The sequence below is a fragment of the Bacillus sp. OV166 genome, from assembly GCF_900177675.1.
Taxonomy (GTDB): Bacteria; Bacillota; Bacilli; order Bacillales; family Cytobacillaceae; genus Neobacillus.
Genome location: NZ_FXWM01000002.1, coordinates 159363 through 183128, shown reverse-complemented (window position 1 = coordinate 183128; position 23766 = coordinate 159363). Strand labels below are relative to the sequence as shown.

Annotated in this window: 22 protein-coding genes and 2 pseudogenes; 11 read left to right on the top strand and 13 right to left on the bottom strand. The window is 33.9% G+C overall.

Going from position 1 to position 23766, the window contains the following annotated elements:
• Positions 1 to 253: 253 nt before the first annotated feature.
• Positions 254 to 613 carry an ATP-binding protein gene (locus CCK98_RS32545; RefSeq protein WP_306299008.1) on the top strand — a complete coding sequence of 120 codons (360 nt, stop codon included), beginning with the start codon at positions 254 to 256 and terminating at the stop codon, positions 611 to 613.
• Positions 614 to 805: 192 nt separating this feature from the next.
• Here the strand turns inward: CCK98_RS32545 and CCK98_RS35835 are convergent, their stop codons facing one another.
• Positions 806 to 979 (bottom strand): hypothetical protein, encoded by a 174-nt coding sequence (locus tag CCK98_RS35835; protein WP_179196059.1) that lies wholly within the window; start codon positions 977 to 979, stop codon positions 806 to 808.
• Between the two features lie 121 nt (positions 980 to 1100).
• A complete protein-coding gene (gene gnd / locus CCK98_RS32540) occupies positions 1101 to 2012 on the bottom strand; it encodes a phosphogluconate dehydrogenase (NAD(+)-dependent, decarboxylating) (protein ID WP_088090757.1) in 912 nt (303 codons plus the stop codon).
• Positions 2013 to 2674: 662 nt separating this feature from the next.
• On the opposite strand from gnd, the gene hxlA (CCK98_RS32535) reads away from it, so the two are divergent.
• Together hxlA (CCK98_RS32535) and hxlB are read left to right on the top strand one after the other, a co-directional pair.
• A complete protein-coding gene (gene hxlA / locus CCK98_RS32535) occupies positions 2675 to 3316 on the top strand; it encodes a 3-hexulose-6-phosphate synthase (RefSeq protein WP_088090756.1) in 642 nt (213 codons plus the stop codon).
• A gap of 13 nt (positions 3317 to 3329) precedes the next feature.
• Positions 3330 to 3887 carry a 6-phospho-3-hexuloisomerase gene (hxlB, locus tag CCK98_RS32530; protein ID WP_088090755.1) on the top strand — a complete coding sequence of 186 codons (558 nt, stop codon included), beginning with the start codon at positions 3330 to 3332 and terminating at the stop codon, positions 3885 to 3887.
• Between the two features lie 820 nt (positions 3888 to 4707).
• Here hxlB and CCK98_RS32525 read toward each other — a convergent pair.
• Positions 4708 to 4842 (bottom strand): hypothetical protein, encoded by a 135-nt coding sequence (locus CCK98_RS32525; protein WP_142292250.1) that lies wholly within the window; start codon positions 4840 to 4842, stop codon positions 4708 to 4710.
• 245 nt (positions 4843 to 5087) lie between these two features.
• Between CCK98_RS32525 and dhaK the strand changes: the two genes are divergently transcribed.
• From dhaK to yppF, 4 genes are all read left to right on the top strand, one after another.
• Positions 5088 to 6080, top strand: coding sequence for a dihydroxyacetone kinase subunit DhaK (gene dhaK, locus CCK98_RS32520; RefSeq protein ID WP_088090753.1), 993 nt, complete (start codon positions 5088 to 5090; stop codon positions 6078 to 6080).
• 15 nt (positions 6081 to 6095) lie between these two features.
• Positions 6096 to 6686 carry a dihydroxyacetone kinase subunit DhaL gene (gene dhaL / locus CCK98_RS32515; protein WP_088090752.1) on the top strand — a complete coding sequence of 197 codons (591 nt, stop codon included), beginning with the start codon at positions 6096 to 6098 and terminating at the stop codon, positions 6684 to 6686.
• Positions 6679 to 7056, top strand: coding sequence for a dihydroxyacetone kinase phosphoryl donor subunit DhaM (gene dhaM, locus CCK98_RS32510; protein WP_088090751.1), 378 nt, complete (start codon positions 6679 to 6681; stop codon positions 7054 to 7056). Before dhaL ends, dhaM begins: the two co-directional genes overlap by 8 nt.
• 840 nt (positions 7057 to 7896) lie before the next feature.
• The gene (gene yppF, locus CCK98_RS32505) at positions 7897 to 8124 is read left to right on the top strand and encodes a YppF family protein (RefSeq protein ID WP_088090750.1); all 228 of its coding nucleotides are present in this window, start codon (positions 7897 to 7899) and stop codon (positions 8122 to 8124) included.
• Between the two features lie 843 nt (positions 8125 to 8967).
• Here yppF and CCK98_RS32500 read toward each other — a convergent pair.
• The 5 genes and pseudogenes from CCK98_RS32500 to hxlA (CCK98_RS32480) form a co-directional block, all read right to left on the bottom strand.
• Complete coding sequence (locus CCK98_RS32500) at positions 8968 to 10152, bottom strand: sulfite reductase subunit alpha (protein ID WP_088090749.1); 1185 nt, start codon at positions 10150 to 10152, stop codon at positions 8968 to 8970.
• 733 nt (positions 10153 to 10885) lie between these two features.
• A complete protein-coding gene (locus CCK98_RS36675; protein ID WP_256942612.1) occupies positions 10886 to 11140 on the bottom strand; it encodes a hypothetical protein in 255 nt (84 codons plus the stop codon).
• 320 nt (positions 11141 to 11460) lie between these two features.
• A pseudogene (locus CCK98_RS32490) lies at positions 11461 to 11898 on the bottom strand (hypothetical protein); the annotation flags it as partial.
• Between the two features lie 78 nt (positions 11899 to 11976).
• On the bottom strand, positions 11977 to 12393 hold the full coding sequence (locus tag CCK98_RS32485; RefSeq protein ID WP_088090747.1) for a hypothetical protein: 417 nt from the start codon (positions 12391 to 12393) through the stop codon (positions 11977 to 11979).
• A gap of 122 nt (positions 12394 to 12515) precedes the next feature.
• Positions 12516 to 13148, bottom strand: a complete 633-nt coding sequence (gene hxlA, locus CCK98_RS32480; RefSeq protein ID WP_088090746.1) for a 3-hexulose-6-phosphate synthase — start codon at positions 13146 to 13148, stop codon at positions 12516 to 12518.
• Positions 13149 to 13517: 369 nt separating this feature from the next.
• Between hxlA (CCK98_RS32480) and CCK98_RS32475 the strand changes: the two genes are divergently transcribed.
• The 4 genes from CCK98_RS32475 (at position 13518) to CCK98_RS32460 (ending at position 20633) form a co-directional block, all read left to right on the top strand.
• A complete protein-coding gene (locus CCK98_RS32475) occupies positions 13518 to 16274 on the top strand; it encodes a response regulator (protein WP_088090745.1) in 2757 nt (918 codons plus the stop codon).
• 46 nt (positions 16275 to 16320) lie between these two features.
• Positions 16321 to 17163 carry a protein-glutamate O-methyltransferase CheR gene (locus CCK98_RS32470; RefSeq protein ID WP_088090744.1) on the top strand — a complete coding sequence of 281 codons (843 nt, stop codon included), beginning with the start codon at positions 16321 to 16323 and terminating at the stop codon, positions 17161 to 17163.
• A complete protein-coding gene (locus tag CCK98_RS32465; protein ID WP_088090743.1) occupies positions 17135 to 18112 on the top strand; it encodes a response regulator in 978 nt (325 codons plus the stop codon). Before CCK98_RS32470 ends, CCK98_RS32465 begins: the two co-directional genes overlap by 29 nt.
• Positions 18113 to 18548: 436 nt before the next feature.
• Complete coding sequence (locus CCK98_RS32460) at positions 18549 to 20633, top strand: PAS domain S-box protein (protein ID WP_088090742.1); 2085 nt, start codon at positions 18549 to 18551, stop codon at positions 20631 to 20633.
• 702 nt (positions 20634 to 21335) lie between these two features.
• Here CCK98_RS32460 and CCK98_RS37155 read toward each other — a convergent pair.
• The 5 genes and pseudogenes from CCK98_RS37155 to CCK98_RS36660 all read right to left on the bottom strand — a co-directional run bounded on the left by CCK98_RS37155 (position 21336) and on the right by CCK98_RS36660 (position 23671).
• Positions 21336 to 21518, bottom strand: a complete 183-nt coding sequence (locus CCK98_RS37155; protein ID WP_373408558.1) for a DUF5348 domain-containing protein — start codon at positions 21516 to 21518, stop codon at positions 21336 to 21338.
• 142 nt (positions 21519 to 21660) lie between these two features.
• Positions 21661 to 21858, bottom strand: coding sequence for an ATP-binding protein (locus tag CCK98_RS36670; protein ID WP_256942611.1), 198 nt, complete (start codon positions 21856 to 21858; stop codon positions 21661 to 21663).
• A gap of 627 nt (positions 21859 to 22485) precedes the next feature.
• Positions 22486 to 22686 (bottom strand): annotated as a pseudogene (locus CCK98_RS35035) (transposase); the annotation flags it as partial.
• A gap of 543 nt (positions 22687 to 23229) precedes the next feature.
• Positions 23230 to 23532 (bottom strand): hypothetical protein, encoded by a 303-nt coding sequence (locus tag CCK98_RS36665; RefSeq protein WP_256942610.1) that lies wholly within the window; start codon positions 23530 to 23532, stop codon positions 23230 to 23232.
• Complete coding sequence (locus CCK98_RS36660) at positions 23480 to 23671, bottom strand: hypothetical protein (protein WP_256942645.1); 192 nt, start codon at positions 23669 to 23671, stop codon at positions 23480 to 23482. Before CCK98_RS36660 ends, CCK98_RS36665 begins: the two co-directional genes overlap by 53 nt.
• Positions 23672 to 23766: the final 95 nt, after the last annotated feature.

Sequence of the window (23766 nt, the reverse complement as noted above, 5' to 3'; positions counted from 1 at the left end):
ACCATTAATTACGGTGTTTAAATAGTATACGGACACATCAATGATATGCATTTGCTCCTCTGGTTCTACTGGTATTAGAGCACACTTCCTAGAAGACTATCCGAACAGGGTTATCACTCTAGCAAAAGGTGAATTCGTGGAGAAAAGAAAGAATATTATTTATTATTTTTCTAGTGAATAGTGTACTGGCAAAACACATCTAGCCATAAGTCTTGGAATAGAAATGATTCAGAACGGCTACAAAACTTAATTTATAACAGCTTCTGAATTGGTAGAAGAACTCTTACTGGCACATGAAGAGCATAAACTCGGGGCATTAGAAAAAAAGTGGCTTAAATTTGATGTGATTCTTATTTATGAATTAGGATACGTCCCCTTCTCAAAAATGGGAGCAGAGCTTTTATTCCAATTCTTTTCAAGCCGATATGAACGAGCTAGCGTGATCATCACAAAAAATCTTGAATTTACGGAATGGACTAACCTCATTGGAGATGAAAAAATGACGGCTGCTTTACTGGATCGTTTAACACACCGGATACACATCCAACTACTAAATGGTGCATCATATCGCTTCCGCCAAAGTATGAAGCAAAAAGAAATCGGAGAAGGATAACCGAGACTACGAGGTGTTTGGGGTTCTTGCCCCTTCCCAGGGTAAGAACAACCCCAAACACCCAATTAATCCCACTAATGGCAGTTGAATCTCATCAAGTGGCTTAATTTTGAAGTAATCACTCTGGCTCAAATTAATATTGACAGATATACAAATAACTTCTCAATTATTAAAACTCATAAAAATTGTTAATTATATTGCAATTTGTTGATTTTTATTCATATTTTCTACTAAATCTCTTATTTCAAAATCATCTAATTCAAATACACCTTCATCTAATTCGGGCATTACTTCAAGTACCTGTTTTTCATAATTCTCACGTTCAAATTCTTTCATATAATACCGTTTTAACATTAATGTCATCATGATAGCCTCCTTTTAAGAAAAAATAGTTAATCATGTTATTTTTCATCTTCCCTTATTACATTGATTAAAGCAAAATTCATTAGTTTTAACTTTATTTAAAACAAATTCTTCTTAATTCATTTTAACCTATTAAGGCTTCAACCTTTTTTTCTACAGAATGCCCTCCAAACTCATTGCGCAATGCTGCAACCACTTTCCCTGTAAATGTATCATTTTCTAATGACCGATAGCGCATCAGTAAGGACATTGCTATTACTGGTGTGGCGGTTTGTAGATCAAATGCTGTTTCTACTGTCCATTTCCCTTCTCCTGAAGAATGCATAACTCCTTTAATTTCTTCTAATGTTGGATCTTTAGAAAATGCATGCTCAATTAACTCCATCAGCCATGAACGAATAACCGAGCCATTATTCCAAACTTTTGCTACATTTTCATATTCATAATTAAATTCGCTTTTCTCTAATATTTCAAATCCTTCTCCAATTGCAGCCATCATCCCATACTCTATCCCATTATGAACCATTTTTAAAAAGTGACCACTTCCTGCCTTTCCAGCAAATAAATACCCATTTTCTACAGCTGTATCTCTGAAGATAGGTTCCACTTTGCTCCAAGCTTCCTGATCACCTCCAACCATATAACATGCTCCATTACGGGCACCTTCCATTCCTCCAGAGGTTCCCACATCTAAAAAATGGACTCCCAATTTCTTAAGATCATCATACCGACGAATCGATTCCTTATAATGTGAATTTCCAGCTTCGATTACAATATCACCACTACTTAAAAATGGAGTTAACTCACTTATAACTAAATCAACAACTGAATGTGGAACCATAATCCAAAGAATCCTAGGCGTTTCTAAAGAATTTACAAGTTCCTGTAAACTTGATGTTGCTTTTGCACCATATCTCTCCATTTCTTCAACCGCATTTGAATTTAAATCAAAACACACTACTTCGTGTTGATGATCCAATAGGTTTTGACCTAAGTTTAATCCCATTTTTCCTAAACCGATTAACCCAACATTCATGATTTTCCCTCCTAAGATACCTATAAAATTTATACAAGAAGTGTTTTTTTATAGAATTTCTAAAAATAAAACTAAATTGACTCCCTGAGGTTGGTAACACTGCGTATGTACCCCCTCAAGATTTTAAGTAAACTATTTGAAATCTACATATTATTGAATTTTCCAACAATTTTTTTCAAAGTTCGTTATAAAACAAGTATAATATCCATAAATTTCATTTGTAAGTACGCACTTTATTGTCATCTAGTATCAAATGCTATACTATTTTTCCTAGGGTACCAAATGAAGCATCTCTTTAATGACCCATCTTGCAGATGTGAGATTTGGAGTTCGTATAAGATCTAATTTGTTCATATTAAAAACAACATGCAACAATCCCTATAAAGGTTGTTGCATGTTGTTTTTTTATGTGTGTTATACTCCCGCTTTATATCGTAAAGTGGTCTAATTTTGGTATATTCTCTCATTCACAAGGGGGCTATCTTATACTTTGTACAAAAGGAAATTCAAAACCGACAGTTATCAGTATTTTCTTTATACAATTCCCTCACAGTATCTTTTTATACACTATATGATAAAAAAGTGCATACTTTGTTTCTCCGAAATTACATAATATAATTGCATTGTAGCAAACAAATTAAAAATATTAGGGAGAGAAAAAAATGGAACTTCAATTAGCGTTAGACCTTGTAAATACTGAAGAAGCAATTAAATTGGTGGAAGAAGTAAAAGACTACATTGATATCATAGAAATCGGTACACCGGTTGTTAAAATTGAAGGTCTTCAAGCAGTAAAAGCTGTTAAAGAAGCATTCCCTCAATTACAAGTACTAGCTGACATGAAAACAATGGATGCAGCAGGTTACGAAGTTTTAAAAGCTGCTGAACATGGTGCTGATATCGTCACTATTCTAGCTGTAGCTGAAGATGAGTCTATCAAAGGCGCAGTTGCAGAAGCGAAAAAACTAGGTAAAAAAATCCTTATTGATTTAATTGCTGTCAAAGATATTGCCAAACGTGCGCAAGAAGTTGACGAAATGGGTGTAGACTATATTTGTGTCCATACAGGTTACGACCTACAAGCAAAAGGTCAAAACTCATTTAAAGACCTTGAAACAATTAAAAGTGTCGTAAAAAATGCAAAAACTGCAATCGCAGGCGGTATTAAATTAGAAACACTTCCAGAGGTTCTTAAATCAAACCCTGACCTTGTCATTGTAGGTGGCGGTATTGCTAACCAAGATAATAAAAAGGCTGTAGCTGCTAAAATGCAAGAATTAATTAAACAAAAGACTTTTGCTTAAGAAGGTATTTAATATGACGACGGTTAAATATGCTTCTGAAATTGTAAATGAGTTAAATCGGACAATCAACTTAATTGCTGACGATGAGGCTGAAAATTTAGTTGATCGGATCCTTGAATCTAAAAAAGTATTTGTAGCTGGTGCAGGAAGATCTGGATTTATGGCCAAATCCTTTGTTATGCGCTTGATGCATATGGGGTTTAATGCCTATGTCGTAGGTGAAACGGTAACCCCTAGTGTTCAAGAAGACGACATTTTAATTATTGCTTCAGGATCTGGGGAAACAAAAAGTCTCGTATCAATGGCAGAAAGAGCTAAAAGCTTAGATGCAGCTGTTGCAGTTGTTACCATTTCTCCTGAGTCAACCATTGGAAAGTTAAGCAATTTAGCAATCAAAATTCCTGCGAAACCTAAAGCAGGTGCAGACAGTGATTACAAAACCATTCAACCGATGGGTTCACTATTTGAACAAACCCTCTTATTGTTTTTTGATGCTGTTATATTAAGGATTATGAATAAGAAGGGATTAGAATCAGGGGTTATGTACGGCAGACATGCAAATTTAGAATAGAAAAAGGTTTAACTTTTTTACAAGGAAAAATCAAAAAATAGAACTAAAAAAGTCTGTTAATCTACTATAATTCAATAAAAAATTGTAGTAATTAATTCCGATTACATTATGGACAGCTTCACTTTTGGTGAAGCTGTCTTTTTGTATGTATGGCAGTTAGCTCCTCTATTTATGTAAACCCCGAAATTGCCCGGCATAGGCTAAATGTTTTTCTAAAGCCATGTTTCAACCTATGAAAACTTGTTTCCATTCTATATTACTCCCTCTTTGTTTGACCACTCCGAATCTTTACGAAAATGGCTGTCAACGGGCTTGAGATTTGTGAAGTTTTTAAATTGATCTTCTCAAAAAAAAATCACAAAGTTTGCGATGCGCTAACGTAGCACCCTTACCTGCCCTATTGATAAAACGATTACAATAAAGAGAACAAAGAAAGAGATTAATAGGGGTCGTGCGTATATTGCCATCCAAAGGTCCTTTGGCTAGGATTGGGCGAGAATCCCAAGGTCTTTAAGGTTTTAAAACTCGTTTGGTTCGTCGGCCCTGCCGTAAATGGAAAGGAGCCTAAGGAATGTAAGCACCAGCCGTAAGGACCGTGTTATCGTTCCATTTAGTGCCAAAGCGACACGAACGGAACGACAGAAAGATGAATTATCGACTTCTTGAATTTTTTATTATGTAAATTTCCATTGTCTATTGCCTTTATTTAATAAGATCCCGATAATTACAAAAGAAAAATACTTAAAAATTGTTAAGAGAATCTATGAATGAATCGTCTAATTGCTAAATCTAACAACAATAGCTCCTCATTTAGGGAAGATCATTTCGCTACTAATTTTGACCCTTTAATATCTAATGACCATAGACCGCTGTTTAATACAGTATTGGTATGATTCACTTCTAATCTCTTTTTAAATAATGGGCGATCAAGAACAAATGTATGAAATTCACCCATTTCCCCATTGGGCAATTCGGATAGTGTGAGAGAAAAATGTTGAAACACCTCGTAAATTCAACTTATATTGATTTTACAAGGCATTGTCAATGAAACAGACAATAAATTTTACGAATTTTTTGACAAAAACCTAATTAGTCCGTTTACAATAAAACACTTCCAAATTATTATAATTTTATAAACAAAAAAATGAAGAAATTAGCAATTGTGTTAGTCCTTACAAAATATACAATTGGAGGAAAGAAATGAAAAAAATTATCAATGACCCTAAAAATGTTTTAGATGAAATGCTAAATGGATTTACTTATGTAAATGGTCAATTAGTTAAGCGGATAGATGGAACAGGTGTTATTTATCGTATCTTTGAAGAAAATGGGAAAGTCGCTATAGTAAGCGGAGGTGGAAGTGGACATGAACCTTCACATGCAGGTTTTGTCGGTCAAGGAATGCTTTCAGCTGCCGTTTGTGGCGAAGTCTTTACCTCGCCAACGCCAGACCAAATTGTACAAGCTATTTATAAAGCTGATCAAGACGCAGGTGTTTTACTCATAATTAAAAATTACTCTGGTGATGTCATGAATTTTGAAATGGCACAAGAGCTAGCTGAATTGAATGATAGCAAAGTAGAAAAATTGATTGTCGATGATGATATTGCTGTCGAGAATAGTACATATACTGCAGGAAAACGTGGTGTGGCTGGTACCATTCTTGTTCATAAAATTTTAGGAGCTGCTTCAGAAGAAGGGTTATCTCTTGAAGAAATTAAAAAAATAGGAGAACAATTAGTCCAAAATATTAAGACAATCGGTGTTGCCTTATCACCTGCAACCGTTCCTGAAGTTGGTAAACCAGGGTTTCAATTAGAGGATGACGAAATGGAATATGGTGTTGGAATACATGGTGAACCAGGTTACCGCAGGGAAAAAATTAAATCATCGCAAGATATTGCAAAAGAATTAGTAACCCAGTTGAAAAAAGAGTTTAACTGGCAAAAAGGTGATCACTATGGAGTATTTGTGAATGGTCTTGGTGCTACACCATTAATGGAACAATATATCTTTATTAATAATGTACAGAAATTATTAGATGAAGAAGAACTAGAAATAAATTTTATGAAGGTCGGTTCATTTATGACATCTATTGATATGGCAGGTCTCTCTTTAACTTTAATACAGTTAGTCGATAAAAAGTGGACAACTTACTTAAAACATCCAGTTGTTACATCCGCATGGGTATAGAAGGAGGAATTATCGATGTTAACGGTTGAAAATGCAACCAATTGGCTCATTAATTTTGCCAAAAAGGTTAATGAACAAAAAGAATTTCTAACCGAATTGGACAGTGCCATTGGTGATGGAGATCACGGATCAAATATGGCACGAGGGACTAAGGCAATGGAAGACAAATTGGTAGAAGGCGGTTTTACAACTGTACAAGATGTCTTCAAGACTGCATCAATGTTGTTACTTAGTAAAGTTGGCGGTGCTTCTGGCCCTCTGTATGGATCAGCATTAATGGGAATGGCCAAGCAAGCTGGTAATGACGAAAAAGATTTAGTTGCCATACTAAATGCTGGGCTAGAAGGAATTCAAAAACGTGGAAAAGCAGAACCTGGTGAAAAAACGATGGTAGATGTTTGGGCACCTGTGATTCATGCATTAGAATCTGGAAAATTAAATAAAGAAACAATACAAGAAGCTGTGAATCAAACAAAAGATATGAAAGCTACAAAGGGCCGTGCTTCATATCTTGGCGACCGATCCATTGGACATATGGATCCTGGGGCAACTTCCAGCGGTTATTATTTTGAAGCATTGTTAGAAGGTGATATTATTGATGAGTAAAAAAGCTTATGGTATTGTCATTGTTTCACATATCAAAGAATTGGCAGAAGGCTTAACACATTTATTAAGAGAGGCAGCAAAGGAAGTTTCTATCACAAATGCTGCAGGAACAGATGAAGGTGATGTAGGAACAAGCTTTAATCAGATACATCAAGCGATCTTGGAAAATCATGCGAACGAAATTTATGCCTTCTATGATCTAGGCAGCGCAAAAATGAACTTGGAAATAGCGATAGAAATGACAGATAAAAAAATCCACCTTATGGATACCGCTTTAGTTGAGAGTGCTTATACAGCAGCTGCCCTAATTCAAGCGGATGCGCCCTTAAAAGCAATTATAGAGCAACTTGAACCTTTAAAAATAAAATGATTTTAAATAACTCAACTTTCACTGTTGGATTTACAACCTAAATTGTTGAAATAACATCTTACTCTCTCATTAGAAAAAACTTGATTTCTGAGGTAATGAGAACATCATTCTTTTTTAATGTACTTCAAACGAGTAGAAACAAAAAAGAGGAATATGAAATCCACAATTTTCCATAAAGTTAAAATCCACAAAAACGAATAGAAGAAATCGGCAGACGAGCCGATTTCTTTTTTTTAAACTTTCTTCCAAAAACTTAAAATCTCCTCTTTATCGAGTATTTGCATCTTGCATTCTATTCCAACATGACAAAGATGAACAGCAACCACACTATTTCCGCTTTAAGGCACATGACTTTGACGATCATTATCTCCAATAAATTGAGAAACAATGCTTCCTTACTGCCCCTTAGCCTACTTGCCTTTGCCGAATTTGTTTGCCTGGAGCCCGCCCTTCACACGGTCATAAGCCCTCACATTTATATTGGGGAGAACAAAGAAGGCTCACTACCGTCCGAGTGTGGCAGTCGAACATATTGCAGGTATTAGACGCCTAACGGCAAAGTGCTCGATATCCTTTTACCATTAAAAAACTTATCCCGAGCATCCGATGTGATTAGCTGCCGAAAGGTCGCAGCATCGGTTGAAGGGCGAGGTTTGATGCCGAACTTTTCAATAAAGAAAAACAATTTTTTATTTAAACATAATTAGGACAAGATTAAATAATAATGCTGAAAATGTCGAAAGTTGGAATTTTCAAATAATAAAACACAAGCAATTTGCGTGTTATACTATTTGAAAGCGCATACATCTATATTGAATTCGAGTGAAAGGGTGGATTACTATGTTAGTAGAGGAATTAATAGTTCAATTAACAAAAGTAAAAAATGATACACCATCACATGTAAATGAATTACTAGATTACCTTCAAAAACGTTATATTTATGAGGAAATATCTATTGTTGAATATAAAAAAATTTTTTTCGAACTGGATAAACTTAAAGCAGAAAAGCCGAGTGAATTTTTTATCAAAACAAAACTATTTAATTTAGAATTTGATATACCGAGTTAAAGTTAAGAGTATCTGAAATGATACTCTTTTTTCTTATCGTCTATGTTATAATCTTTACCAATTTCATGTTGAATAAGGAGTAATCAAACTAAACATGTCGGACTCGACATAGTATTTGATAGTAGCAAAATAAGCGTTCACTTGGTAGTGCAATTCAAACTGATCATAAGATTTCAACAAGTCAATTCTTCAGAAACAGTTTGTTTCATTTTATATAACTCTAATAGAATACAAGAATGACTGTCTTAAATTGAAAAGAATCTAGATCAATTAGAAAAACCCTGTGGGTAGATGATGAAAGGAACGAAGAGTACGAAGGAAAAATGCTTTTATACTTGGCCTGAATATTGTATATGGCATTTCAGTGTTATTAAATAAGTAATTTTTTCATAATTGAGGACGAAAACGCTTTGCTCTTTTTGTGAAGAATTCTACTTCCAACTTATCAAAAACCATGGTTTTTGAGGCAAATAAAAAGAGGAATCATCTTACCTCTTCTTTTGTGTGCTTTTTCTATCAAAGCTTATCCCAAAATCATCCTATCACAAACATTCCCTATTTTAATAGCCTTTGCTCTCGTTGAGTAAAGGCTATGTTTTTACGAGTTCCTACTATTATATTATATTTTCAGTATGACAAAAGGAACACCACCTATATAAAATAATCAAGCATATTTTTCTGTGGATTTTAACAAATATTAAAGTAATAGCAATAACACGAACCCACCAACCTGATCAATACCGAAAAAGGTTGTCAAAAAAAGAGTGCCCATATGATTGCTAATTGCGGAAAAAATCACCCTTTTTGAAAATATTTCGACAGTGCCGCCCACACCTATTAAATTTAATACACGTCACGTTGGTAACGCCCTTGCTTTTGCATATCATTTAGATACGCTTCGGCTGCTTCACGGGTCATCATACCTTCTTTTTCAATAACGTTAATAAGCGTGTTGTGTACGTCTTTCGCCATATATTGCTTATCTCCACAAACGTAGAAGTATGCTCCATTTTCTAGCCATTCAAATAATTCTTTGCTGTTTTCAAGGATTTTATGCTGTACATATACTTTTTGAGTCGTATCACGGGAGAACACAGCCTCTAATCTTGTCAGTACCCCGTCTTTTTGATATTTTTCTAACTCGTTTTGATAAAGGAAATCCGACGCTAAATGCTGATCTCCAAAAAATAGCCATGATCTACCTGTTGCTTCATTCACTGCAAGTTCCTGGATAAAAGAACGGAATGGTGCAATACCTGTTCCTGGACCAACCATAATAATATCTTTATCTTGAGACACTGGCAAATTAAAATGTTTATTTTGTTGAATAAATACTGGAAGTGTATCTCCTTTTTGAAGACGTTCAGCACATAAAACAGAACAAACTCCTTTTCGTTCTCGTCCGTGAGCCGTGTAGCGAACAGCACCGATGGTTAGATGCACTTCCTCAGGATTAGGGGTAATGCTACTTGCAATTGAATATAGCCGTGGCGATATTTTTCTTAATATAGAGACAATCTCTTGGGCAGAAGCTTTCCATGGACCAAAATCACGTAACAAATCAATCAAATCACGCCCGTCGATATATTCTTTCAGTTGATTTATACTTTCATCCGATACAAGCTTTTGTAACTCTTCGTTTTCTGTTAATTCCGCTGCCTGCTTTATAATTTTTTTCGTCAATAACGTAATTTCAAAGTGTGTTATTAGCGCTTCCTTTAATTGGAGTGTATCACCTTGCTTATTAATTGTAACAGCCATTTCTGCATCCCATTTCATTTCCTCAAGTATGGAAGCCACTAGTTCTGGATCATTTTCAGGGATAATACCAAGGCAATCACCTGGGACATAGGAAAGATCAGATCCTTTTAACGATATCTCGATATGCCTCGTTTCTTTACTAGAGCCAGCTCCATTTAAATTTACATTTTTGAGAACTTTCGCTTGAAATGGATTTGTCCTTGAATATGTTGTTGGCACCTTTTTATCTTCTTTTGTATATTCAGAGTTTATACTAGTAAGTTGCATAAGCTTCACCTCAAAATGTTTGTATAAAGCTAGGATTACACAGGATGAGAAAATCAGATATATTTTTTTATACATAATTTACAATCGATTGTATTTATTACTCTTAAGCCTCTACTATTTTAAATTATCATATTAAGTCACGATAGAATTCAAGTGTAGAGTAGTGAGTAGTGAAAAAGCAAAGTAATATAATAGTATGTTTTATTTGAAAGAAATGTTATTTATAATTTATCCAATTTTACTGGTATAGATTGGATTATACCCTAGAATAGCCATGTAACTTCTTGTCGTAATTTCCTGTTCCGTAGTTTGCGTAAGCATTTTAAGGGCATCCGATAGTTCGATACGTCGATAAGTCTCAGTAACACGACCATCTTACAAAAAGAGACTGTCGACCTCTCCGTAGTAGCTCTTTTAATTCATCGGACAACTCTTCAGATCTATCCAACGAATCAAGAACATTCTCTTCTGCAGCAGAACAACTAATAACTGTAATGTCTGCCTGATCAACTCTACCTGTTGGAGAGTATGCTAAAGCACTGACGATACGGTGTTGAGCACTACTAATCGTCTCTCATAGGAAAGTGGCAGATGAAGGTGAAATGTCTTCAACTAGAAGGCGAGTTATGCCACGATCATTAATTGCCTCCAATATCTGCTCTGGATCGTCCTCGACCACAACCTCCTTATGAGGCGGCCAAATATCCATCCAAGAATGATTCATATGCCTTTGTCAAACATGGAAAACGAAGTTCTCAGGATAAATTCGAAGTCGGCCAGGTTCGTCACCTAATTGAGGGCGGTGAAAATCGTAGAATCGTGTTAAAGCTGACATAAGAAGAGCACTTGCCCCCATCCCTCCGCCAGCTTGTCGAACCACTACTCCAATTCGATCGTTCATATTGAACCCAGGAAATATCTCCTCTATGGAAGATGTATAGCCTTCAACTTCGAAATCTGTATAGCCCATGATATTAATCGTGTGCATTGTAAAGGTCTCCTTTCCATTATTTAAAGAATAATGTGATAAGGATTTATGTTTTTATTTTATAGAAATAGGTAAAGAATACTGAGAAATATACGCAAATTAAAGGGTCTATCTAAAAAGATAGATCTGAACCTAAATCTATATTCTTGTCTTAAAGATAAGGAAGCGTTCATCATATAAATGAACGCTGACTTCGAAGACTTATTTACAATTTTGATCACTTATAAATTTTGCATCGCCAATATAGAAAGGCGAAAACACGAATAAAGCTTGTCCTAGCTATATGAAGTTATTTATTATATATTGTCTTATTGTTTCACTTACATAAATAAAGGTTCAGGTAATCGATGTGCTGTATAAATAGCATCTCCATCGCTCTCACCTTCAAAGGTTACAAGTGTACCGGGATTAAAAATGAAAACATCGCCCACTTCTCCTACGTACTTGTTCCCTTGTTGATCACTTACAACAATTTTTCCTCTTACAATAACTTTAATTTCTAAGAACTCATACATAAAATCAAAACTGTCTGTAGCTTTTTGCATTGAGTAGTATCCTAATGATACTGCATTTTCCCTATCCGTAACTGGTACGTCAATGATTTGACTTTTTAATGCTGGATTCCCTAATACTGCATTTAATTCTTTCTTTTCATAAGTGCCTGCTTTGATCAACTGGATACCAGGTTTTTGGCTTAAGAAATTATAATCTGTTTTTGTAACTGTTTTCTCACTCATCTTCTTCACTCCAATACAATATTTTAATAGTTTTAAAAGTTACGCTAAATTAGAAACTGCTCTATGAAGCTATTTATTAAATTGTCTTATAGTTTGAACTTACATAAATAAAGGTTCAGGTAATCGATGTGCTGTATAAATAGCATCTCCATCGCTCTCACCTTCAAAGGTTACAAGTGTACCAGGATTAAAAATGAAAACATCGCCCACTTCTCCTACGTACTTGTTCCCTTGTTGATCACTTACAACAATATTTCCTCTGACAATAACTTTAATTTCTAAGAACTCATACATAAAATCAAAACTGTCTGTAGTTTTTTGCATAGAGTAGTAACCTAATGATACTGGATTTTCCCTATCCGTAACTGGTACGTCGATGATTTGACTTTTTAATGCTGGGTTCCCTAATACTGCATTTAATTCTTTCTTGTCATAAGTGCCTGCTTTAATCAACTGTATACCAGGTTTTTGGCTTAAGTAATTATAATCCGTTTTTACGACTGTTTTTTCACTCATCTTCTTCACTCCATTAAAATTTATTTTAATATTTTTAATATTCTGTATTTATTGCTGGTAATAATACTTTTTACTAAGAAAAAAAGGAACTAGTAAATCCTAGTTTAAGAGAATGATTAACCTTAATTTTGTTTAACTAATTCTCGCATCTTAGAAGCAACTGCCTTTTTATCATCTTGTCCAGTAATACCTCCACCAACAATGACAAGATCAGGTTTTGATTGTACAACTTCTGAAAGAGTATTTAATTTAATTCCACCAGCAACAGCAGTTTTAGCACGTTTAACTACACGTTTAATCGTTTGAAGCTGTTCAAATGGGCTTTCTCCTGCTGCTTGAAGATCATAGCCAGTGTGTACACAAATATAGTCCACACCAAGAGCGTCTACTTCTCTTGCACGTTGTTCAAGGTTTTTGACATTGATCATATCGACAAGGATTTTGGTTCCTTGTTTTCTAGCTTCTTCGACTGCACCCTTAATCGTTGAATCATCTGTTGCACCAAGGACTGTAATGATATCAGCACCTGCTTCAGATGCTTTCATTACTTCATAGGCACCTGCATCCATAATTTTTAGGTCTGCTAATACAGTTAGAGATGGAAATTCTTCTTTGATTTCTTTAACTGCTCGAAGGCCTTCATTGATGATAACCGGTGTACCAATTTCTACAACATCAATAAAATTTTTTACTTCTCTCACCAGTTTTTTTGCTTCTGGAATGTTTACGAGGTCTAATGCTAATTGAAGGTCCAAAAATTTTTCACCCCTTATTGTTTAATACAAGTCTCATTATAATTTTAAATTTTCAGAAAAAAAAGTATGCACTTTTTAATCATATAGTGTCTAAATCTATACTATAATGATGTTTTTTATACAGTTTGTTGAAATTAATCGAAATAAGCTTTTGTTTCTGCAAGACCTAATGAGACGGTTAATTTCTTAATTTGTATATCTATTTTTTAATACTTAAAAATTATTAGTAATTAGCATCTGATGTTATATAGAAAAATATTTTTTACTATTCATAAAATAATAGTTTGAATATTAGTAAAATTCGTATAGTATATGATTAAAAATGGATTCTCGTTAATAAATGAATTTGAGAATAAGAAAGGATATTTTATGAAATTCAAAACACAACTATTTTTAGCTTTTGGTATTATTTATGGAATATATGCTATTCTCCACGTATACCTATGGCAAAAGATGGATCACCTCGACAAAGAAATGAATAGTTCAACAAAAAGTTATAATTCACTTACCTTGACTAACACTATTCATGATGAATTGAATGTTTATAGTAAAGCATCAAGAGAACTTTTTTCAAATCCACCTATACAACTTAAAGAACAATTTTTAAAAAATAGAGACAGAGCAATACAAAACATAAATAATACTATATTTGACTTACAAAAGTTAGATACTAGTGATCAAACACAAGAATTAATTAATAATTTAAAAGCATCAATTGAATCCTATGAAGAAATACAAAAAGAAAGGGACAGACTTTTAAAGGAAGATAAAAGCCAGGAGGTAACTAAACTGTATTGGTTACAGGGCCAAAAAGTTTCAGAAAAAATGCTTGAAATTTCTATTCAACTTTTAACCTTACAAAGCAACTCAACTAATAAACAGATAAATAATTCTAACAAGGATTATTATGCAATTAATAGCATGACTACAAATTATGTACTTCTAGATTATGTAATCGGTGCTTTAATGCTTTTTTGGCTCTTATGGAATGTCACAAGACGACTAAATCATGTTAGTTCTGTAATGGGATCGGTTAATTTTGATAGATTGGATAAGCTACCGAGAATAATGGTTAAAACAAAAGATGAAATTGGGAAGATTGCTATTTCATATAATGAAATGGCCCAAGAGCTAGAAAAACATACAAGACAGGAGCAACAGCTAAAAATTGCAGCGGAAGAACAAAGTTGGTTAAAAACAAAAGTTGCTGAAATTGCTACTATGTATCCTGGAATTGCTAATTTAGAGACTTTAGCACATTTGTTCATAACAAAGATTGCCCCTATGGTAGGGGCAAATTATGGAGTGTTCTATATAAAACAAAGCAATGGAAATGAAGAATATTTCCAGAAACTTGCTGGCTATGCTCATAATAATCAGCTCGTTGGTACAGAAAGTTTCAAACTAGGAGAAGGTATTGTTGGACAATCTGCATTAGATAACCAAATGACTTTGCTCAAAAATGTTCCTGAAAACTATATTAATATATCTTCTAGCATCGGAAAGGCATCACCAGCAGAAGTAATTATCTTACCCGCAGAGTTTGAAGGAGAGGTACTTGCTATTATTGAATTAGCATCATTCGCATCATTCAGTAAGTTAGATCAAATGATGCTTAAAGAGGTAATGAGTAATCTCGGTATCAATATAAAGAGTATTTCAAGGCACATACAGGTAGAGATGCTTCTTGAAGAATCACAGGCTTTAACGGAAGAATTACAGAGTCAATCGGAAGAACTTCATTTACAGCAAGAGGAATTAAGAAATGTTAATGAACAACTAGAAGATCAATATGAAGATTCTGAACAGAAAACGAAAGAGTTAGAAAATATACAAACTATTCTTGAGGAAAAAGCACAGCAATTAACCCTAAGTTCACAGTATAAATCAGAATTTCTTGCTAATATGTCCCACGAGCTTCGAACTCCACTAAACAGCTTGTTAATTCTAGCTCAAATACTAGCAGAAAATGCCGAAGAGAACCTAACTTCAAAACAGATCACCTATGCGGAAACGATCTTTTCATCAGGAAACGATCTTCTTCAACTAATTAGTGACATATTAGATATAGCAAAGGTTGAAGCCGGAAAAATGGAAATTAGTATAAAAGAGGTCAGCATTAGTGACATCAAAGATATTCTAGAAGCCCAATTTATCCATGTCGCCCGAAATAAATCTATTGAATTTAATATTGAAATCGCTTCAGATATGCCAAAGTTTATTTATACCGATAAATTGCGATTAGAGCAAATCTTGAAAAACTTATTATCTAATGCATTTAAATTCACGAATGATGGAAGTGTCTCTTTAATAATAAATAAAGCGGAAAAAGGGACTTATTTAAACAAAAATACATCATTCATTCATTCAGAAATTGATCTCGAATTTTCTGTTAAGGATACTGGGATTGGTATATCCTTAGAAAAATATGATATTATTTTTGATGCTTTTAAACAAGCAGATGGAACAATCAACAGAAAATTTGGAGGAACCGGTTTAGGACTTTCAATAAGTCGAGAGTTATCTCATTTATTAGGTGGTTTCATTGAAGTTGAAAGTATAGAAGGCACTGGTAGTACATTTACTTTATATTTACCTAATAATAAAAACATTAAACAATCCGATTTAACTATTCCTCAATTAGAAATAGCTACAGCTATTTTGGAGGAAACGAATTCACCAGTAAATCCTATGGTGTTCTCATCAAAAACTGAAGAAAACTCCACACGGATGTTTGATAAGAAAGCCTTATTAGCAGGTAAGAAAATACTAGTGGTAGACGATGACGTGCGTAATATATTCGCAATAACAACAGCTCTTGAAAATTATCAAGTTGAGGTAATGTTTTCGGAAAATGGAATTGAAGGGATATCTACTTTACAAAGTAATCCAGACATTGATTTAGTCCTCATGGATATTATGATGCCGGATATGGATGGATTTGAAGCTATTAAGCTCCTACGTCAAATGCCGGATTTCGAAAATATCCCAATTATTGCACTTACAGCTAAGGCAATGAAATATGATCGTGATCAATGCATTGCAGCGGGAGCTTCAGATTATATCAGTAAACCAGTTAATTTAAAGCAATTAATATCAATGATAAGAGTATGGCTATATAGATAGGTGGTACCGCTTAGCAATTATAATAGAATATGAGGTATCGAAAAAGATGAATCACAAACAAAGAAAAGTTTTTAGTGAAATAGAAGAAATTGAGCTTCAATTATTACTTGAAGGTATTTACCGATATTACGGATTTGATTTTAGAAACTATTCGTTACCATTTTTAAAACGTAGAATATGGAATCTAATGCGTGCAGAGAAATTATCAAGTATTTCAGGTTTACAAGAAAGAGTTTTCCAAAATCCTCATGTTATGGAAAAAATACTTAATGATTTCTCCATCAATGTTACTGAGATGTTTCGTGACCCAAGATTTTTTCTATCATTTAGAAAAAACATAGTCCCTTTCTTAAGGCACTTACCCTATATTCGTATTTGGCATGCAGGCTGTTCCACTGGAGAAGAAGTGTATTCGATGGCAATTCTCTTACACGAAGAGGGCTTATATGAAAAAACAAGAATTTATGCTACAGATATTAATGAAAGCGTTATAAGTATTGGGAAAAGAGGTAAATTCTCTTTAAAAAAAATGCAATTATACACAAAAAATTATCATGCAGCTGGAGGTAAAAGCTCTTTTTCAGAGTATTATACAGCGGAAAATGAAAATGCAACTTTCGACTCTTTTCTAACAAAAAATGTAGTTTTTGCACAGCATAGTTTGGCTACCGACCGCTCATTTAATGAATTTCATGTTATTATCTGCAGGAATGTAATGATTTATTTTAATAAAACCCTTCAAAATAGAGTATTCAATCTACTTAATGAAAGTCTATGCATATCTGGAATTCTAGGTTTAGGAAGTAAAGAAACAATTAAATTTACAAGCATTGCAAATTCTTTCAGAGAGGTTGATACATTTGAAAAACTATACAGTAAGATCAAATAATTCCTTATCAAATCAAGTCAGCCTATCAAATATTCACGCATTAGAACATGAAAGCAATGTGGATCAAAAGATTAATATTTTAATGGTTGACGATCACCCGAAAAATTTGCTTGCATTGGAAGCTGTACTTTATTCCCCAGAGTACAATCTAGTGTGTGCAACTTCTGGTGAGGAAGCATTAATATGCGTGCTTAAACAGGACTTTGCAGTCATTTTATTAGACGTACAGATGCCAGGTTTAGATGGATTTGAAACGGCAAAGATCATTAAAGAAAGAGAGAGATCTAAGTATATTCCTATTATTTTTGTAACGGCCAATAATCATACAACAGAGCATGTTCTAAAGGGATATAGCATGGGAGCAGTTGACTATATAATTAAACCCTTTCATCCTGAAACATTAAAAATGAAGGTACAAGAGTTTGTAAAGATTTATCAAAACCAAGAAAAAATAAAGCGAAGTGCGCTTCGGCGTCAGTCTGAACTTAATGTAGTAAATGAAAAGCTAGAGCGCACAACCTTAGATTTACAAAAGAATGAAGTTCTTGCAAAGGTTATCGATGAAACTCTATTAGATACCATTATTACGTTTGATAGACGAGGATTTATTTTATCGGTCAATCCTGCAGTAAAAAATATGTTCGGATATTCGGTTAAGGAATTATTGGGACAACATGTTATTAATCTTATACCAGCAGTTAAGTTTAATAGTGACGAAATTACCCCATTCCGTATGACATCCCTTGGGAAGAAGAAAGGACAACTCTTTGAAGCTGTTGCAAAACACAAAAGCGAAGGTAATTTTCCAGTAGATATTCAAATTGGCGAAGCTAAAATAGATGATGAACAAATCTTTGTGCTTTCAATTCGTGATATAAACAATCGGGAAAAAGGGGATAACGAGAAAAAACAACAGTACTTTCAATTAAGTGAGATTTATCCCTTTTAATAGATGGTTTCATTGTAATTTCGAAAGCAGCATACACTTATGTTAAAATATGGAATTCATAATATTTTATTTCATTATAACAATGCTATTGAATAGTGTAAAATACATGAAAATTAATTATCCTTTACTATCAGTTATGGTATTGATAGTACGTTTATTTTCGCAATAACAACAGCACTTGAAAAATATAAAGTTGAGATAATGTTTGCAAAAATGGAATTGATAGGAAATCTACTTTACAAAGTAATCCCGACATTGATCTGGTTGTTATGGCTAATAATGCGTAAGTAAATGATTAATTTTAATAAAACGCTTCAAAATAGAGTATTCAATGTACTTAATGAAAGTCTATGCTTACCTGGAATACTAGGTTTAGGAAGTAAAGAAAGAATTAAATTTATAAGCATTGCAAATTCTTAAAGAGAGGTTGATACATTTGAAAAACAATACAGTAGGATCAAATAATTCCTTATCAAATCAAGTCAGCCTATCAAATATTCATGTATTAGAACATGAAAGCAATGTGGATCAAAAGATTAACATTTTAATGGTTGACGATCACCCGCAAAATTTACTTGCATTAGAAGCTGTATTTTATTCCCCAGAGTATAATCTAGTTTGTGCAACTTCTGGTGAGGAAGCATTAAAATGCGTGCTTAAACAGGACTTTGCAGTCATTTTATTAGACGTACAGATGCCAGGTTTAGATGGATTTGAAACGGCAAAGATGATTAAAGAAAGAGAGAGATCTAAGTATATTCCTATTATTTTTATCACGGCTAATAGCCAAACATCAGAGCATGTTCTAAAGGGATATAGCATGGGAGCAGTTGACTATATAATTAAACCCTTTCATCCTGAAACATTAAAAATGAAGGTACAAGAGTTTGTAAAGATTTATCAAAACCAAGAAAAAATAAAGAGAAGTGCGCTTCGGCGTCAGTCTGAACTTGATGTAGTAAATGAAAAGCTAGAGCGCACAACCTTAGATTTACAAAAGAATGAAGTTCTTGCAAAGGTTATCGATGAAACTCTATTAGATACCATTATTACGTTTGATAGACGAGGATTTATTTTATCGGTCAATCCTGCAGTAAAAAATATGTTCGGATATTCGGTTATGGAATTATTGGGACAACATGTTATTAATCTTATACCAGCAGTTAAGTTTAATAGTGACGAAATTACCCCATTCCGTATGACATCCCTTGGTAAGAAGAAAGGACAACTCTTTGAAGCTGTTGCAAAACACAAAAGGGAAGGTAATTTTCCAGTAGATATTCAAATTGGCGAAGCTAAAATAGATGATGAACAAATCTTTGTCCTTTCAATTCGTGATATAACCATACGGAAAATAGAGGATAATGAGAAAAAACAACAGTATAATATTCTGGAAAAACTAGTAGAGGAAAGAACTCAGGAACTAATGTTAGCCAACAAAATGCTCAGAAAAGAAATCGATGAGCGAAAAAAAATAGTTGAAGATCTTCGTTTATCACAAGAACATTTTTATAGAATTTTTGAATCTAGCCCTTGCTTGATTGAGATTCGTTCATTAACAGATGGAAGATACATCAATGTGAATTCAAGTTGGTTAAACTATACTGGTTATTCCAATGAAGAAATAATTCATCAAAACACCTCAATATTAAATCTTACTATAGATTCAAGTAATGAAGTGAATATAGATTTAGAAACTCAAGAAAGTATAAGAAATGCGAAAATTCAGTATCAAACTAAGTCAGGTGAAGTACGTGAAGGTTTGATATCAACTGAGATTTTTGAGATTCAAGGAGAAACTTGTGTCATGAAAGTCATTACAGATATAACAGAGCGAATTCACCTGGAACGTGAAATGACTCGCTTAGACCGTTTGAATTTAATTGGAGCGATGGCAGCTGGTATTGCTCATGAAATTAGAAATCCAATGACTACAGTCCGAGGGTTTTTAGAATTATCTAAAAGCGATCCCAAGCATTTAACCATTAAGTACATTGATTTAATGCTAGGAGAATTAAATAGAGCTAATTCGATTATTACTGAATACCTTAATTTAGCAAAAAACAAGTTAAGCTATAAAACGCTTCAACATCTAAATCCTATTATTGAAGGATTATACCCACTAATACAGGCAGAAGCTTTACGAACTGGAAAGTCTATTATACTTGAACTAGACAATTGTCCTAAATTATTTATAGATGAAAAAGAAATAAGCCAATTAATCTTAAATTTATCATTAAATGGTTTAGATGCAATGAAATCGGGTGGTAAATTAATCATTAAAACTTATACTGAAGATAAAATCGCTGTTTTAGCCGTAATAGATGAAGGATGTGGAATTGATTCAGAATTTCTTCAAGATATTGGAACCCCCTTCTTTACAACGAAAGATACTGGAATAGGTCTAGGGCTAGCAATCTGCTATAGTATTGCTAAACGTCATAATGCTAAAATCGATTTAATAACTAGTGAGCAAGGAACTACCTTTTTTATTCGATTTAATGAATTAAAAAAGGATTAGTTATTTTAAATTGGTTGTTTTACACCATTATAATTTAGGCTAATGGTGGATTAATATTTTATTAAAAAAATCCACTTAGAGCACTAAATCAATTATTTCTGCTAACATTAGGATAAATAAACAGATAGTATATTGAGCCCCCCCCTGGGTAGATGCTTTTTTTTTTGATTGGTGTCTTCAATTAAGCCAAACCAACGATAACTTCCCCACTCCCAGATAACTTTTATTTAACGGTAAACTTTTTGAAGCAGGCAATCATCGTTGACGCACTGATATACCGTTCTATACACCTGAAAATAATACGGGTCATGATGTTCCGTATAGATTTACTGGGTGGCATAAAAACAGTGGATCAAACAGAGGAGCATCTTGGTATCAAAGTATTGTGTAAGAAAATCCATTTAACACTGATGGTGATAATACTCAATCCTACGGATTGAAGATGCTCATGATAATGATTTTGATGATATAGTTGTATATGCAGAATTTCAAGACTAGTTATGATACGTGATATTACAATAAAAAGCGAAGTAGAGGAGTTAGTTATACAGGATTTAGTGTTACTTACATTAAATATTTCCAGAATTTTAATGGTGTTAATTATCCGGATTTTGATGAAATAAATGACCAAATTAAAAGGGAAGCAATTTTTCACCATGCTTCCCATTTTTCTCTAAATCTGAATTTTATAAATTTCATTGTTCATAAACTAGGGTATACTCCCTTTGAGCTTATAACGACATACCATTGTCTCCCTAATTCCAAAACACAAGATACATCTCTATCTCCTCCGATACAAAGCGCAAACGGTTCAACGCAATGCATCATATAACCATTTTCAGCTTTTAAAACTAACCAGTAACCTAAATCTTTATTATATCTTATTGGTATTCATTGCCGTTTCATGACAGTTCCCCCTGGATGACCTGTTTGACCATATGATTCTCTGACGAACTGCTGCAAATGATTGAAGTCGGAGGCGATCCCATAATTCACTCTGACCTACAAGGAAAAGGGCCATAGGACTTTAAGCATCCATTTTGAAGTTATGTAAGAATCTTACCTCCTCAAGCATTTTACGATCTAAAATATGTGCTTCGTCCACCACCACAACAGGCTGTTTATTGCGAATACCTCTCATTAACTCAATCTCTCGATAAAGCTGCCGTTTCGTATCATCCCTATAAAACTTGGCTTCAGAACCTAATTGTTCTAACGATCCCAAATAAAAGTACCGAGGGGTAAATTTTGAATCAGATAAATAGATACTTGAAATTTTGTATTATCAAGCCTATCCACAAAATTACGGATACTAGTTGTTTTACTGGTTCCACAGTCGCTGGTTGAACTGCAAAAAGCTGTCTTTTTGGCGTAAATTTAAGCCTCCCCCAGTATTTCTTGCTAATTGAAGAATCATATATTTTATCTATTAGAACAGCCCTTGAAAAAGAGGTATTTATCTATACCGTAAAATTCCTTAAACATTTTCTACATCCTCCTACCATATTGTACGGAAGGTAACAGCAGGAGTCTGTTCTATCCGACGCTCTCAAATGTTTCTGTTCCGCAGCCTTCATTAGTCCTGGAATTGGACTCTTTTGTTTGAAGATGAAAAGGCATCGGTAATCACTTCCCTGCTTTTTCACCTATGACAAGCTTTCGAGCCTTCTATGGTGAGTATCCCTCATACTCAATTATAAGTTCCTCAAGATCCGAAGGATCGAAAATAACATCGACTTGACGGCCAATAAAAGCAAGCCCTACTTCATTTTTCTGCATAATACTGATACATCCGATTTATCTACCTTTCAAGTCTAACAATGGAGAAAAGCATTTCGCCAACGTATCTGGGTCAACAAACCGAAGAGCTTTTTTCTTTCATTTCGAAAATAGACTCCGGACTAATTTTCTCTCCAAGAGCTGAGTGAGGCTTATTTTGGTTACATTCGCTTAGCCAGAATTGAAAAAGTTCATTTAATCGATCCGAAGTATTGAACTTTTCAAGTCCTACTTCACTCAGGAATGAATCTACTACTCTATTAAAACGTTCAACTTTACCTTTTGAATCACTACCTACTTTCTATTACTAGTCCAATGACGCTCATGCTTTTTTCGCAACAGGGAGTGGGAATTCTCCCAGCACCTCGCACCTCTAACTAAAATCGCCAAGAGTTTATTCAATAAGTTTATAATCTGAAACAATAACCATAGGTGTTATTTGGGGGACGTCTATTCCTTTCTCCGGCTTTATACGAAGACATTATACTCGTCCACTTGCGGTCAATTTAACTGATTACCCTTTTAAAAAACGAGAAGAAATCAAAACCGTCACTAGAGTAACGATAAGAATTGTGAATGTAAAGGAACTTGATTTTCATACGCAATTCTTCCAAATTATAAAGGGTATTAACATTAAATACTCTATTAAATTAATACATTTTATCTGAGCTATATTTGGCAATCAAAAAAAGCTGTTTTTGGAAGTATGTTACCTGGATTGAAAATAAAGTGTAAAAAACACGCCATACATAAAAACTTGAATATTAGACCTTATTCCACATATTATTAAAATGGTAAGTTATTAAGAAAAGAACCTTCAACTCTTGAAATGCCCAGAACGATTTATTTTCGTCTCAAGATACTTTTCATTATATTCGGAAATATCTCCCCATAACAGTTGTCTTCCAGATACAGGGAGTCCAGACTGTTTTAATGCTACCAATTTTATAGGATTGTTTGTAATTAGTTTTACTTGTTTAGAACGTAATGCTTTAAGAACCATAATCGCATTACCATTATTTCTAGAATCATAAACAAAACCAAGAGCTTCGTTTGCTTCTACGGTATCATAACCATTTTCTTGTAGTAAATATGCCATTGCATTTACTAAATAATCCAATCCCCCTTCCCTCATGATTGGCTAAATAAAATAGGGCACCTGTACCATGATCAGCAATCATTTTCATTGATTGCTTTAATTGAAATCCACAATCGCATCTTTTACTTAATATGTCACATGTATGACAAATGGAATGCATTCGAATAATTGCATCATCTCCATAAGAAAAGTCGCCATACGTCAAGACACTTGATTGTGGGAATTCAGCTAAGTTAAGGGAAGATAATTTCTCAA